The 14,211-nt window shown below is 59.6% G+C and carries 11 protein-coding genes and 1 pseudogene; 3 read left to right on the top strand and 9 right to left on the bottom strand.

Annotated elements, in window-relative coordinates:
• Positions 1-399: 399 nt before the first annotated feature.
• Positions 400-1,254 (bottom strand): annotated as a pseudogene (locus tag GWQ22_RS09925) (DDE-type integrase/transposase/recombinase); the annotation flags it as partial.
• A 113-nt stretch (positions 1,255-1,367) separates the two neighbouring features.
• Here GWQ22_RS09925 and GWQ22_RS09920 point away from each other — a divergent pair.
• Positions 1,368-1,616: a DinI family protein gene (locus GWQ22_RS09920; RefSeq protein WP_021140432.1), complete on the top strand. Its 249-nt coding sequence runs from the start codon at positions 1,368-1,370 to the stop codon at positions 1,614-1,616.
• A gap of 149 nt (positions 1,617-1,765) precedes the next feature.
• On the opposite strand, the gene GWQ22_RS09915 is transcribed toward GWQ22_RS09920, so the two are convergent.
• From GWQ22_RS09915 to dcuC, 5 genes are all read right to left on the bottom strand, one after another.
• A complete protein-coding gene (locus tag GWQ22_RS09915) occupies positions 1,766-2,533 on the bottom strand; it encodes a DUF2927 domain-containing protein (protein WP_244463024.1) in 768 nt (255 codons plus the stop codon).
• Between the two features lie 82 nt (positions 2,534-2,615).
• On the bottom strand, positions 2,616-3,119 hold the full coding sequence (locus tag GWQ22_RS09910) for a M48 family metallopeptidase (RefSeq protein ID WP_275930185.1): 504 nt from the start codon (positions 3,117-3,119) through the stop codon (positions 2,616-2,618).
• 150 nt (positions 3,120-3,269) lie between these two features.
• Entirely contained in the window at positions 3,270-4,913 is a 1,644-nt protein-coding gene (locus GWQ22_RS09905) for a hypothetical protein (RefSeq protein WP_042035481.1), read from the bottom strand.
• 183 nt (positions 4,914-5,096) lie between these two features.
• Complete coding sequence (locus GWQ22_RS09900; RefSeq protein ID WP_275930184.1) at positions 5,097-6,755, bottom strand: bifunctional UDP-sugar hydrolase/5'-nucleotidase; 1,659 nt, start codon at positions 6,753-6,755, stop codon at positions 5,097-5,099.
• A 146-nt stretch (positions 6,756-6,901) separates the two neighbouring features.
• The gene (dcuC, locus tag GWQ22_RS09895) at positions 6,902-8,254 is read right to left on the bottom strand and encodes an anaerobic C4-dicarboxylate transporter DcuC (protein WP_212513740.1); all 1,353 of its coding nucleotides are present in this window, start codon (positions 8,252-8,254) and stop codon (positions 6,902-6,904) included.
• A 337-nt stretch (positions 8,255-8,591) separates the two neighbouring features.
• On the opposite strand from dcuC, the gene GWQ22_RS09890 reads away from it, so the two are divergent.
• Complete coding sequence (locus tag GWQ22_RS09890) at positions 8,592-9,191, top strand: DUF922 domain-containing protein (RefSeq protein WP_275930183.1); 600 nt, start codon at positions 8,592-8,594, stop codon at positions 9,189-9,191.
• A gap of 32 nt (positions 9,192-9,223) precedes the next feature.
• Here GWQ22_RS09890 and GWQ22_RS09885 read toward each other — a convergent pair whose 3' ends face one another.
• Both GWQ22_RS09885 and mnmC read right to left on the bottom strand, forming a co-directional pair.
• Complete coding sequence (locus GWQ22_RS09885) at positions 9,224-10,174, bottom strand: IS1595 family transposase (RefSeq protein ID WP_275930182.1); 951 nt, start codon at positions 10,172-10,174, stop codon at positions 9,224-9,226.
• Between the two features lie 134 nt (positions 10,175-10,308).
• Entirely contained in the window at positions 10,309-12,327 is a 2,019-nt protein-coding gene (gene mnmC / locus GWQ22_RS09880; protein ID WP_275930181.1) for a bifunctional tRNA (5-methylaminomethyl-2-thiouridine)(34)-methyltransferase MnmD/FAD-dependent 5-carboxymethylaminomethyl-2-thiouridine(34) oxidoreductase MnmC, read from the bottom strand.
• Between the two features lie 90 nt (positions 12,328-12,417).
• Here mnmC and fabB point away from each other — a divergent pair, with 90 nt between their 5' ends.
• Positions 12,418-13,629, top strand: a complete 1,212-nt coding sequence (gene fabB, locus GWQ22_RS09875) for a beta-ketoacyl-ACP synthase I (protein WP_042035490.1) — start codon at positions 12,418-12,420, stop codon at positions 13,627-13,629.
• 50 nt (positions 13,630-13,679) lie between these two features.
• Here the strand turns inward: fabB and GWQ22_RS09870 are convergent, their stop codons facing one another.
• Positions 13,680-14,174 carry a GNAT family N-acetyltransferase gene (locus tag GWQ22_RS09870; RefSeq protein ID WP_042035517.1) on the bottom strand — a complete coding sequence of 165 codons (495 nt, stop codon included), beginning with the start codon at positions 14,172-14,174 and terminating at the stop codon, positions 13,680-13,682.
• Between the last annotated feature and the right edge of the window lie 37 nt (positions 14,175-14,211).

The following is a 14,211-nucleotide window of genomic DNA, read 5'->3' as shown; positions in this document are numbered from 1 at the left end:
AGGACTCTGAGGGTAGAATTGGTCATGGCGTATCACCTCTGTTAATTGAGATTCTTCGCGGGAATCAATCAGCAGGATACGCCACCTTCTCTATCTCCCCCATACACCAGAAATCACCATAACTCTGTCGAAGAAGACACAGGGCTACTCACAGTCAAGTGGGGTGAGGACAACAACATGCAATGCATAATAGGGTATATGTTGATACCCGAAGCCAGAGACGGCACTACAATGTCCATTCAGGTCTTAGACTCGGAATGCCAATAGTGAATAGGTTCCGGCTCTTCGGCCTCGGTTAGGCGTTAATCGGATGGTCGTTCCTCTCATCTATGGAAACTTCATGAACAGGCTTTTTAGCTGTAACCAATTGAAATATATATTCAAAAAGGCGATACTCATGTAATGCGCAAACGCGATCGTCAAATTTCCTACTGCTGTTCGGCTATCCGGTTTCTGCATCACCTCGATATAGTCTCGCTTCATCGTCTTCACCAAGCTCCCCGCTATACCGTTACTCTGTGGACTCCTCACCGCCATTGTTCTGGGCGCGAACCCGATTTCACGTGCGAGCGCCCGGATCTCATGGGACCGATACGCCGAGCCATTATCGATCAGCCATTCGCAGGTAACGCATCCCCGAAGCGACGTTCGACCGCGCGCAGCATGACATCTTTCACCGCGTCACTGTTGTAACCCCCGGTGCTGGCCGCCCAATCCAAGGCTTCTTTGTCGCAGCACTCCATGTCGAACGTGATCTGTCGTTTTTCGCCGTTATCGCAGCGAAATTCAAAGCCATACGAGCACCACCACCGATTGATCTCTTTGACTGCGACACGCCCCTTTTGTGCCTGCTGGCTCAACTGCGCCGCAGGTTCCATGATCGCGTATGACGCGATATACCCGCTTGGTGTTGACTACGGGTTGTCACGCGGCCTCTGGACTGACGCCGTAACAGCGCCCTGACTCGCCTATAGCCATAGGAGGGGAGTTCTGCCACCACATCCATGATCCGTGCAAGCAAAGCGCTGTCATCGTGTTGGCGACCATCTCGCCAGTCTGGCTTTCGATGAACATGAACCGATAGCGGCGCAGGAGATACATCAAGGGTCTGGCTCACAGTCCTTAATCGTCGTCCCCTGGCAACCAGGGCGCATGCGCTATCCATTTTTTTGCTCGGCTATACTCCACCGCTTCTTTGAGGATCTCGTTCTTCATGGTCTTCTTCCCGAGCAGACGCTGGCGTTCTCGTTATCTGCTATGTCGCAGCGAGTTTGATTGAAGGGTGGTCCGGGGAAGTAGATAATCCCTCCTTTACTTTTGATTTTTACTGTATAAAAATACAGTTATAAATCATGGAGACTTATCCTATGCGTCTGGAAATCATCATCGACAAGAAACATCAGATCCCCACCACCACCATGGAGGCGCTGCGTCAGGAGTTGCTCAAGCAGTTGGGCGAGAAGTTCCCCGACCTGCATGTGCGGGTCGCACCGGGCGGTGCCATGGCGATGACGGTCAGCCGTGCCAGCAAGGAAGACAAGGAGCTGGCGGAGGCCATGGTGCAGGAGGTGTGGGAGAACGCTGACAGCTGGATGCCGGAAAACGCCGCCTCCTGAGGCTCGCTGGCCGCCCTGAGTCGTGTATGGCAGGCGCCAGAAAGACTCAACAAGGATCAGAGAAAACGCAGCCCCGGCTGCGTTTTTCCGTTTCTGGCCACACATGGAATTTACCTGCTCACATCGTGCTGGAAGGGGGATCCTGCGCCTTACAACCCGGCCCAGCGCTTGAGGCTATTGACCTGTACCCGCTGGTTGGCCTGGGCTATCTCGCGGTGGGCACGCAGCGCCTTGATGGCCTCGGGCAGGGCGGCGTGGACCTCGGCGGCCGTCATGCCGGGATGCAGCGCGGGGTGATAGGCAAGCTTGAGCAGCACATAATCGAGTCCGGTCGGGAAGCTGTCGATGCTGTTGTCGTTGAAGATGGAGGGAAACACCTTGTCCGAGTCGTTGGGCAGGCCCATCACCTGGGTGAGTTCTTCTACTACGCAATCGAGAAAACGCCCCTTGGCCCGGCTGTAATCTACCGGAATGATGATGGTGGCGCGGGCTATCTCATAGCGGGCATTGGTGGCGAAGTTGGCTATGCACAGCCCCTCTTTGAGCGCCATCTTGATGGAGGCATCCTGGCCCATGGTCCGTTTGGCCCAGCTCGCCATCTGCGAGTGTTGGGTCATGATCAGGGTGATGTTGGCGTTGTCGTTCACCAGTGTGATAGGGCGACCTATGATGCTGGCCAGATGCTGGCTCTGGATCTTGACCACCTCGGCCTGCAGCGGCTTGTCGCCAAATTCATTGATGAGCCTGAGACGGATGGGTTGCTGCCAGCGGGAGAAACGCACATTCTGCTCGTGGCCATATTCCTGTTTCATGGCGACTTCGAAGAAGCTCTGCGTCAGATAGGCGTCGCTCTGCCAGTGGTCGGCGGCGTGCAGGGAAAGCGGTGGGAGCAGCAGCACCAGACTCCACAGGCTCATCAAGCCTCCCTTGAATGTGCGAGCACGGTGCAGTAGCGGATGGCGCAATGGGATCATGTTTCCTCCTTGAAACGGCAATCGGTCAGCGCGCGGCGCGCTCAATATCGCGCCAAGTGAGCCAGAGCCTGAGATCAAACTCCAGTTGATGATAGTCCGGCTCCATGTGTTGACAGAGCTGATAGAAGGCCTTGTTGTGATCCTTCTCCTTCAGGTGGGCCAGTTCGTGCACCACTATCATCTTCAAAAAGGCGGGGTGAGCCTCCTTGAACAGGGCGGCGATGCGGATCTCGTTCTTGGCCTTGAGCTTGTTGCCCTGTACCCGGCTGACATAGGTGTGCAGGCCGAGGGCATCCTTGATCACGTTGATCTTGCCATCGAAAATCACCTTGGACAGCGGCGCCGAGCTTTTCAGATAGCAGTTCTTCAACTCCATGGTGTAACTCAGCAGCGCCTTGTCACTCTGGATCAGGTGACTGTCCGGGTAGCGTTTTTCCAGCATGTCGCCGAGCTTGCCCGCCGCGATCAGCTGTTGTACCTGGGCCTTGAGCTGGTCCGGGTAGCCCCCGAGATAGGTCAGTTCCGCCATGGTTTGTCACTCGTCACATCAAAAAAGAGCGCCATTGTAGTCATCCCGCGTTGGCTTGGGTAGGGCTTGCTCTCTTCCCTGCGTGTGTTCGTCCAAGCAAAAGGGCCGTCACTGTGATCAATGACGGCCCTTGCTGGCGATGGTGCGGGATCAGCGCCTGCGATAAAGGCCGGGGTCCACCTCTTCATACTGGCTCACCAGATATTGATAGAAGGCGAGGCTGGAAGGGGAGCTCGGTTTTTTCAGCTCGTCGGCAATCCGTTCCGGCTTGGCGATGATGAACTTGGGACTCTGGCGCTTGATGTCGGCCAGCACACGTTCACGCACGTCGTAGGGCGGATTGACGTTGGCAAAGAAGAGATAGGCGGAGGCCGGCTGGCGATCGGTCCACAGATAATATTGCGGCTGTATGCCATCGACCCAGATCTTGTCGGTCGGGCCGGTTTCGGCCTTGATCCGATCGACCCGTACCTGAGCCGGCAGGTTGAACGGCGTGCCCTTCAGGCTGCCTTCCCAGGCGTTGTTGAGCAGCAGGACCAGCATGGCCAGCGAGGCGAGCCAGGGGGTGGCACTGCGCACATCCCAGGCGCGCCACAGGGGCACAAGGATCAGCACGGGCAGGGCCCACAGCAGACTGTTGCCGAGCACTTCCCGCACCCGTTCCAGCGACCACTCCTTGGTGCTCCAGCCGTAACCGAGCTGCTGGGCCAGCAGCCAGCTGGCGGTCAGCACCACCAGCGAGATGCAGAGCAGGCCGAGGCCATCGGCTTGCTGCTCGCTGCGATCCAGCAGGCAGGCAAGCGGCAACAGGGCCAGCGGCAGATAGAGCACATCGTAGTGATCGAACACATGGCCGGAAACGGAGTTGGCGACCAGGGTGAACACTACGCCGAACAGGGTGGCGCACAGGACGGGCAGATACCACTCCTGCCGCCGGCTCATCATCAGTATGATGAAGGCGGGTAGCAGCATGATGAGGCCGGTGCGCAGCAGGCCGACGCTGCCCACATCTGGCGAGAAGCCGTTACCGTAGCTGCCCTCGAAGAAGATGTCGAAGGCGTAATACTTGAATTCGGCCAGCAGGCTGTGGTGCTGGAAGTAGGCAAGCAGGGGGGCGCCTATCAGGGCCAGTCCCAGCAGGCTGGAGAAGAGCAGAGCGAAGGCGCAGCGCCACTGTTCGCGCAGGCACCAGTGGCAGAACAGCACCAGATACCAGGCGCCCCAGAAGGCGCCGTTGTTGGTGCGCATCCAGGCTACGATGGCAAAGGTCAGCGCCGCCACCAGGGCAGGTCCCCAGCTGAAGCGTTTGTCCAGCAGCATGGTGATGAAGGCCCATTGGGCGAGGAGGGCCAGATGGAAGGTCCAGTCCTCGGTCATGTTGCCGTAGTAATAACGGGTGCTGTAGAGCGCCAGCACCGCCAGCATGCTACCGAGGCGTGCGCGCAGGGAGAGGCCGAGCTGGCCGAATGCTTGCCAGCTGGCCAGCAGACCGAGCCAGCAGAGCGCCCACTCCAGCAGCCAGATCCCGAAGAAGCCACCCAGGTGGTAACCGAGTGCATTGAGGGCGAAGATCATGGGGCCCTTGATGTCGACCATGTCCCGGTAGAGCACGCCCCCCTCACTCCACATCTTGCCCATCACAGCAAACAATGAAGCATCGAAGCCGGGGGCCATGCCATGAAACAGCGGGTTGCGCAGGCAAAACAGCAAGGCCAGCAGGCCAGTGAGCAGGATCACCAGCGGCCTAAGGCCCGGATTGACACGAGGAGGGGTAAAGCGGATGACATGATTCATGGGTGACCTGTTCCAGCTGGGAAGTCTCGAAAGCGGGCCTATCTTGCCGAGCCTGACTGCGCTATGCAATGGGCGTGGCAGATGTGCTTGAAATAATTTGCAAAAGTGCCGCCTTCTGGCAAGAAAGCGGCACTTTTTATGACAAACGTGGCAGAAGTGGTGGTCTGAGTCCCACTGGGATCACTACATGACGCCAGGGCCCTGATACACAAGCAGCGGCGGCATGACACTCAGCTCGGGCAGATAGCGGGCCCAGCGGATGAAGGCATCCGCCAGCGTGATGCCGAGCTCCTGATTGTGCTGGGTCAGGGTACGGGCCAGCGCCGTGTAGCCCTCTTTGCCGGAGGCGGTATAGGCGCTTGATACCCCCCGGTAGATAGCATCGGCCTCGACCGGCTGCCACTGACCCGGGCTCGCCTCCCACTCCAGCCGGGTGATCCTGGCCCCTTTGGGCTTGTCTGCCTGGTAGCTGAAACGGACGCCGGCAGTATAAGGGAAGCTGCCGCTGCCGTTACCCGTCACGCCGTTGTTGGTGGCGTTGTCGATAGCCCCCTCCAGAGCCTCGGCCAGTTCATGGCCGTGCACCCGATAGAGGGTGAGCGGAATGGCAAAGGGCAGCAGGCGGCCGGCGATATCCGCCTCGCTGAGCGGCCCGGGTTCGAGGGCGCAGCGCACGCCACCTGCGTTGTGCAGGGCGAAATCCACCTGACCGACCTGTTCACGGGCTCCGGTCAGCATGGCGTGGGCCACCAGGGGGGCAACCTGGCTGCCGGCTGGCAGGTTGGCGTCGGGCAGGCGCTGATGGTGCAGTGGCCAGGCGAGCCGGGTCACAATGCGCTGGGTCATGGTTTCGAGCTCGGGCCGGTAGCGCTTGGCCAGATGCGCCTCAAGTTCAGGAGCCGGCTCGCAGAAGTGCAGACCGGCCGGCGGCACAGAGTCAAACGGCCAGGATTGCCAGGGCAGCCACTCCAGCTGGCCCTGGCTGCGCCGCACTCGGCCGCGCGCGTCAAATTCCAGCTCGCACACCCCGAGGCAGAGCGCGCTGTGGGCCGCATGCAGTATGGCGACGTCGTTCACCATCAGCGGATAGCTGCCGTCGCTCTCGAGCCCGAGCGGAGCCAGATCCCCCAGCTGACTGTGAGTGTGGCCACCGATGATGAGGCTGAACTCGGGAAAGCGAGCAGCCAGGCGCTTGTCCTGCTCCAGCCCCAGATGGCTCAGCAAGATGATGTGGTGAATGCCTTCGGCCTTGATGTCGCTGATCGCGGCGACCAGCGTCTCCTCGATGCCGTGAAAATGGGTATAGGCATCCGGATTGGCGATGGCGGCCATCTGCGGCAGTGTGATGCCGAGCAGGGCGAAGGGCACTCCGTCTATGATGCGTTTGTGCCAGGGGCGGCTGGCGTCATGGAGCATGGGCAGGCCCCTCAGTCGCAACGGGGTATCGGCCGGTTCCTGACTGCTGTCCAGGTTGGCGGCCAGCACTGGGAAGTCGAGCTGGCGCAAAAACTCCACCAGAGGACCGTTGCCCAGATCGAACTCGTGATTGCCGATCACCATGGCATCCGGCTGCAGCAGGCTCAGCAGATCTGCGTTGGCTCGCCCCTTGAAACGGTTGAAATAAAGCGAACCCTGGAAGGTGTCGCCGCCGTGCAGGAGCAGGCAGGTCTGACCCGCCGCGTCTGCTTGCTGACGCAGGGCGGTGAGCCGGGAAAGGATGCGGGCATAGCCGCCACATTGAGTACGCCACTCGGACTCGCCAACGGGGGAGAAGCGCATGGGGGCGCCATCGAAATGGGAGTGGCAGTCACTGAAATGGGCAAGTTGAACCGTAATACTCATCTCGGTCCTCCTTAGAGAAAAAAAGAGCTCAGAGTCTACTCCAACCGCGGGGGAAGATACCAGCCCGGCAGGACGCCGGGCTGGTGAGGAAAGCGCCAGATCTGGCAGGGGCCAGAGTCAGGCCCCCCGCTGGTTCAGGCCGAATGTCAGGCGGGGACCATGATCTGGGTGGCGAGGATCACCACCACCAGGCCGACGGCGACCGGCACCGAGGTGCGCTTGACCACCTCGAATGGAGAGAGATTACCCATGCCCGCACAGGCAACCACCACGCCGGAGACCGGGGATATGGTGCGACCCAGGTTGGAGGCTTGCAGCATCGGGATCACCAGATAGGCCGGGTTGATGCCAAGGCTGCTGGCCAGATTGGGGATCAGCTCCACGAAGGCGTAGAAGGGGGCATTGCCCGAGCCGGTAGTGAAGGCGGCCAGGGTGGTGATCACCACCAGTGACAGCATCATGATCATGCCGCCCGAGCCGAGATCCTGTGCATGGGCAAGCAGGGTGTCGATAAAGCCGATAGTCATCAGACCCTGGGCAAAGACACCGGCACCGACCAGCAGCATGACCACACCAGCGAAGGCATCCGCCATGTGACGCCAGCAGACCTGCAGTCCGTCCAACAGCTCCTTGCCGTTGCGGATCCGCACCAGCTCCAGCAGGCTGGCCAGCACCATGCACATCACTATGATGGTGACGATATCCAGCTGTGGACCCCATTTGCCGTCAAATACCAGCACCCCGATGATGGGAGTAAACGGCAGGATGGCGTAGAAGGCGGGGGCGGTGGTGACCAGATCACCCGGGGCGACCGGCTCATTGTGCTCGCCAGACTTCTGGTCCAGGTAGCGCTGCCAGAAGAAGTGAGTCACCGCCATGCAGGCGATGGCAATCAGCGAGATGGGCAGAGTCAGCTTGAAGGCAAAATCCAGCAGCGGCATGTTGGCGGCCTGAGCCGCCATCACCACGTCACCGGAGGTCGGTGCCAGAATGATGGCGGCTGGCGAGGCGCACACGGCCGCAGCCGCGCCACGGGAGATCCCCATGTTGACCATCAGCGGGAACAGGGTGGCCATCAAGAGGACGCCCAGACCGGTTGCAGAGCTCACCGCCAGCGACATGGCGCAGGCAACCAGATAGGCGGCCACCAGCAGGATGTAGGGGGATTTGATGATGCCCAGTGGTTTGCTGGCCAGCTTGACCAGAATGGTGTTGGCGCCGATATGGCTCATGTAGCCGGCAAAACCGCACAGCACCATGATCAGCATGCCAAGGCCACCACCACGATCCACCAGCAGGAAGCGCACATATTCAAAGACGTCGGTGGCCACGTGACCGGTGGAGGTGACGCTGGCAGGCAGTACGGCCTTGCCCATCAGGGCGGTAATGGTCAGCAGCAGCAGACCGCCACTGAGCAGCACCCCGGTGGCCGAGTAGCCCTTGAAGATGTAGCGACCCACGGTCAGGGTGACCAGGGTGCCAATAAGGAGTTCCATCATAGAGTGAGTTCCTGAGTCCGAAATTGAAGGTGGATACATTTTTGGCGTCAACGTGGAGGGTCATCTGACCCATCCCGAAAAGTATCAACATAAAACTCGACGATTGTTATCCAATCAGGGATGGCTCACCATGATGTCAATCATCACTTGTGATCTTGCTTTCAAATCAATGAAAGCGCGGGGTTGCGACTTGTCAATCTGATACTCGGGCTTTTTGACGGGAGTGGGTGACAGTCGCAGGGATCGCGGTTAATCTCCTGCGTCGAGTATTAATACGTTGATAATTAATTAAAATAACACCCCGAGCATCAACGAGGTCAAGGCAGCATAAATGGGAATGATCAGCAAAGTTTTCATGGTGGCAGCCTTGCTGTATGCCGCCACAGCAGGGGCCGAACGTTCTCGTTATACCGGCATCAAGGTCGAGCCTGACATCAAGGTTGATTTCCAGTTTTACCGGGTGTTTGGACCGGATGTCGTCAGCGTGTCCCGCCAGATAGCAAAACAGGGGCAGACCCAGGCCAGAGGCCATATCGGCATGGCCAGCTACCAACTTTCCTGGCAGTTGCAGACCCGCCCCGAGGCCGACCGCTGCGCGCTGGAGCAGGTCAGGGTCACCACCCGCATCAAGGTAATGGTACCGAACTGGATGGACAAGGCGAGGGCCTCCCCCGCAGAGCGCCAGAAGTGGGACACGCTGGTGACCGCCATGTTCGATTATGAGAGCCGTCACAAGCAGATCTTGCTGGAGAGCGTCAGCCAGCTTGGCATCCAGTTGGCACAACTGCCGGTGGAGCGCGATTGCGCCGCCCTGCAATATCAGGCCTGGCAACAGGGGCAGGGGGTGCTGGCCAGCACCCGTGAGCGCTTCACCCAGTTGCAGCAACAGACGGATCACGGCCGCACATTGGGGGTGATCTGGCCCAAGGGCATCTAGCGCCTTGGTCGGCGTTGCCAGCAATAAAAAGGCTATGTCCCAATTACGTGTTGCATGGGGCGCCCCAGCGCCTCATGCAAACATGCTTTGATATTTACGCCTTTTCCATAACGCTCCAGCATCCTGCGCCAACCCAGGTAGTTCTTCAGGTAGTGCGTTGCCACGCCATGGAACCGCTCCATCCACTCTTTCAACCGATGGTGATACTGGATGTGATACGCACCGACCACCCGTTCGCCTTGACGATTGCGCACCACCTGATGGGTTACACCCTGTTCTTTGCTGAAACAGGCATACACACCCGCTCCATCGCTACACAGCACCGCATCCGCTGACACCAACGGCTTCAACACCGCGATGACCGTCTCGGCATCTATTTTCTCCAACTGGAAATCCGCATGGTGGCCTGCACGGTCTTGTACCACCATCACCGGGATGTAATCTGGCCCGGTTCCACGAGTTCGACCTTTACCACCGCGATGACGTGCCGGACGCGGCAGTCCCCGCTGCCCCTTGAACGATTCAAGGAAGAAGGTCTCATCAACCTCAACGATGCCCTCTTCCCGGGTGGCCTGATGGGTTGTCATCGCGCGCAAGAAGCGGTGACGCCAGAGGAACGCGGTGTTTTTGCTGACCCCACAGCGCCGCGCGGCTTGGCGGACAGTCAGTCCTTCGATGAGGGCTTGCGCGTAGTCTTCCCAGCACTGGGCTTTGCGCAACCGGGCCAGAGGAGTTTTAGTCAAAACGGTGCTGGTGCGCAGACACAGTTTGCAACGGTAGCGGCGCAGTCCCCGACTCCATCCCCAAGGCGCCAGCTGGGTGACATCAGCCTGACAATGTGGGCAGCCACTGCATGCCGGTAACTGAGTATTGAGCGAGGTAATGGTGTGGGGTGCAGTGAGCTCCTGCTGAGCAACACGGCGCTGGCGCAGGGTTAACTGGGGAAAAAGAGACAACAGGTGTTGAAAGGCTGGGGTATCCATGATGGTAGACCTCAAGGTGATGGCCTACTTCAAGATTAGCCTTTCAACACGTAATTGGGACAGAGCCAATAAAAACGGGCTCCCGGTGGGGAGCCCGTTTTTATTGTGATGGATTCGCCAACCGGGGCTGGCGGTCAGTTGAGGGGCTTGCCCTTGAGCAGTTTGCGCACCCAATAGCGCGCCGGATGGAGCGTCTCCAGCAGATCGGCGGACAGCGGTAGCGGATCGCCACAGATCTCGCTGGCAAGCAGCTCACCGCACAGCGGCGCCGAGCAGAGGCCCCGTGAGCCGAGCGCCCCCAGCACATACAGGCCGGGATGCAGTGGCAGCGGCGCTGCGTGTGGCTGATCAAACTGGAGCCTGGCGTAGTGATCTGCCAGGCTGGCCAATCTGGCGATTGGCCCCACCACCGGCAGGTGATCCCGGCTGGCGCAGCGCACGCCCACCCGTGCCTCGTTGCCACTGATATTCACCTCGGCTGGCCAGATCTGATCCGGCAGGCAGGCTTGCAGCCGGGTCTGGTTTTGCAGCTGTTCTTCTGCGCGAAACTCGAGGCTGTGCTGGTTGCGGCCATAGCTGGCACCGATACAGTGCTGCTGGTTGTGCGCGGGCGTGAGGTAGCCATCGTAACAGAGCACCGTCTTGAGCCGGCTCAGAGTGGCCGTGGTCGGCACATGGCTCACCTGACCGCGCACCGGATAGAGCGGCAGCTCGGCAAAGGGGAGCAGGGCGGGCAACTGATGACCGGCGGCCACGACCAGATTGGGGGCCTGCCATTGACGCCTCTCATGGTTTTCAACCCGCCAGCCATCTGCTTGCTCATGAATAGCCGTGACTGGGCAATCGTATTCCACTTGCAGCAGGCCGCTGGCTTGCGCCTCCTTGATGGCTGCGCGGGTGAGATCGGCCGGACAGAGCCAGCCCCCCAGCGGATAGCTGACCCCGGCATGACCCGAGGGCAGGCCACATTCGTGTTCGGCTTCAGTGGGCGTCAGTGGGTGCATCAGCGCGGGCGGGAAAGGGCCCTGTTGCATCTTGGCCAGCTTGGCGCTGGATTTGTCGTCATAGCCAAGCTGCACCACACCGCACAATTCAAAGGCGATGGCATGGCGCTCGGCCAGGGTCAGCAGCCGTTGGCGTGCATAACCGAAGGCCAGCGAATAAAAGCGTGACAAGGCATCGTGCTCGCCGTTGAGCAGGGGATAGAGTGCCCCCTGTCGATTACCGGAGGCGCCGGTAGCCAGTTCATTGTCCTCGCAGAGCAGGGTGACCTTGCGGCCCCGCTCCACCAGCGAGAGCGCCGTCATGGCCGAGGCGATGCCGCCGCCGATGATCAGCACCTCGCCGTCTCGCCCCGCCGGTCTGGCATACCAGGGGGCGATGGTGCGCTGTGGTGTCTTGCCTACCCGCTCGCCTGCCAGCATTGCCCACTTGCTGCCATGGCCCTTGACCTTCTTCATGGCAAACCCCGCGACAATCAGGCCACGACGCACGAAGCCGGCGCTGGTAAAGGTGGAGATGGTCGCACCGGGACGAGCCAGGCGGGCCAGGCCCTCGAATAACTCTTGTGTCCACATCTCGGGATTTTTTGCCGGTGCGAATCCATCCAGATACCAGGTATCCACCAGCCCCTGCTCACCATGAGGCACTTGCGGCAGCATATCCTTGATGTCCCCCAGCCAGAGATCGAGTCGAATGCGGCCGCCCGCAAAGTGCAGACGATGGCAGCCAGGGATGGGCAGTGGCCACTGTGCGATGAGTGCCTGGCTGAAGGGGGCAAGCTCGGGCCAGGCGGCCAGAGCTTTGCGAAGATCGCCCTGGGTGAGGGGGAATTTTTCGAAACTGATGAAGTGCAGACGGGCGCCGTTGCCGGTTTGGGGAGCCTGTTCAAGGAAGGCTTTCATTGTCGCCAGAAAGTTAAGGCCTGTGCCGAAACCTGTTTCACCTATCACGAAACTGTCACTATTGTGGTGAGAAAATCGCGCTGGCAACCCATTTTGCTGCAAAAAGACGTAGCGGGTTTCACTTAGACCGTTATCATTGGAAAAGTACACATCCCCGAAGTCACTGGAGAGTGGAGTTCCCGCTTCATTCCAGTCCAATCGGGCATGATGTAAGGATGTTTGACTCACGTTTCCCTCTGCTCGCGTCATAAGAACGCGGGCATTCTACGTGAAAGCAGACCAGTTTGGCAGCCGAAAGCGGGTAGACTTGGCGCCAGTTTTTCCAGACGAGATGAATTAATGAGAAGAGCAGTGATCACCGGTATCGGCGTCATCTCCAGTATCGGCAACAACAAGGAAGAAGTGCTGGCCTCCCTGAAATCAGGTAAATCTGGCATCACCTATTCCGAGCAGTTCGAGCAGCACAACCTGCGTAGCCGTGTCTGGGGTAACATCAAACTCGATCCGTCTGAACTGATCGACCGTAAAGTCATGCGTTTCATGGGTGACGCTGCGGCCTATGCCTATCTCTCCATGCAACAGGCCATTGATGATGCCGGGTTGCAGGAAGATCAGATCTCCAACGAGCGTACCGGCCTGGTGGTCGGTTCCGGTGGTGCATCCGGCAAGAACACCTCAGAGTCCTGCGACATTGCCCGTGAGAAAGGCGTCAAGCGGGTGGGCCCCTACATGGTGCCGCGCACCATGTCTTCCACTACCTCTGCCTGCCTGGCGACCCCGTTCCAGATCAAGGGTGTCAACTACTCCATCAGCTCTGCCTGTGCCACCTCTGCCCACTGCATCGGTCACGCCATGGAACTGATCCAGCTGGGTAAGCAGGACGTGGTCTTCGCCGGCGGCGGTGAAGAGCTGGACTGGTCTTCCACCATACAGTTTGACGCCATGGGTGCCCTGTCCACCAAGTACAACGACACCCCGGAAAAAGCGTCCCGTACCTATGACGCCAACCGCGATGGTTTCGTCATCTCCGGTGGCGGTGGCATCCTGGTGGTCGAGGAGCTGGAGCATGCCCTGGCCCGTGGTGCTCACATCTATGCAGAGCTGACCGGTTACGGTGCCACCTCCGATGGCTACGACATGGTTGCTCCGAGCGGTGAAGGTGCTGTGCGTTGCATGAAGATGGCGATGCAGGGTGTTGGCAAGGTTGATTACATCAACACTCACGGCACCTCCACTCCGGTGGGTGACACCAAGGAGCTGGAAGCTATCCAGACGCTGTTTGGCACTAACGGCCCCAAAATCTCCGCGACCAAAGCGATGACCGGCCATGCGCTGGGCGCTGCGGGCGTGCATGAGGCTGTCTACTCCCTGCTGATGATGGAGCACGGCTTTATCGCCCCCAGCATCAACATCGAGACCCTGGACGAGAAGGCTGAGGGGCTGCCCATCGTACGCGAGTACGAAGCGGCTGATCTCAATACCGTCATGTCCAACAGCTTCGGCTTTGGCGGTACCAATGCATCACTGGTGTTCAGCAAGTTCAAGGCTTGATGAGTCGATGATGTGAAAAAAGGCGCCGCAAGGCGCCTTTTTTATTACCCTCAGGCGGGGTCGGTCAAGGGTAGCCGCATATAGACAGCGTCTTCACCGTACTCGTCCAACGATTTTGGGGTGTTGGCGGGCACAAAGCCCTGCTTGCGCCAGAAGGTCGGGGCATCCTGCACCGCCACCAGCCCGGCATACTCGTAGCCTTCAGCGCTGGCAAAGGCGAGGGCGGTTTCCAGCAGCCGCTGGCCAATGCCCTTGCCGCGCGCCTGTGCTGACACGGCCAGATCGTGCAGGTAGAACTCGTCGTTCCCCGCCAGCGTCTGCATGGGTACCGAGAGGGCGGGGGGCTGGTGGGCGCGCCAAGGATGGCAGAGCAGGTAACCCAGTACCTTGCCCTGATATTCGGCCACCCAACAGCAGTCGGGAGCCAGCTCGGCCTTGCTGCTCATGACCTCGAGGGGTTCAGGATCCAGCTGATGATAACACTCATCCTGAATGGCCATGATGGTGGGCCAGTCATTGGCCCGGGTCGTGCGTATCTGGATCATCGTCATGGGGTATCGCTGCTTGGGTGTGCGGATTACA

It is taken from the genome of Aeromonas sp. 1HA1, assembly GCF_029237385.1.
In the GTDB taxonomy this organism is placed as follows: Bacteria; Pseudomonadota; Gammaproteobacteria; order Enterobacterales; family Aeromonadaceae; genus Aeromonas; species Aeromonas popoffii.
The sequence above is the reverse complement of the archived record's forward strand: the minus strand, read 5'-3'. Positions and strand labels throughout refer to the sequence as shown.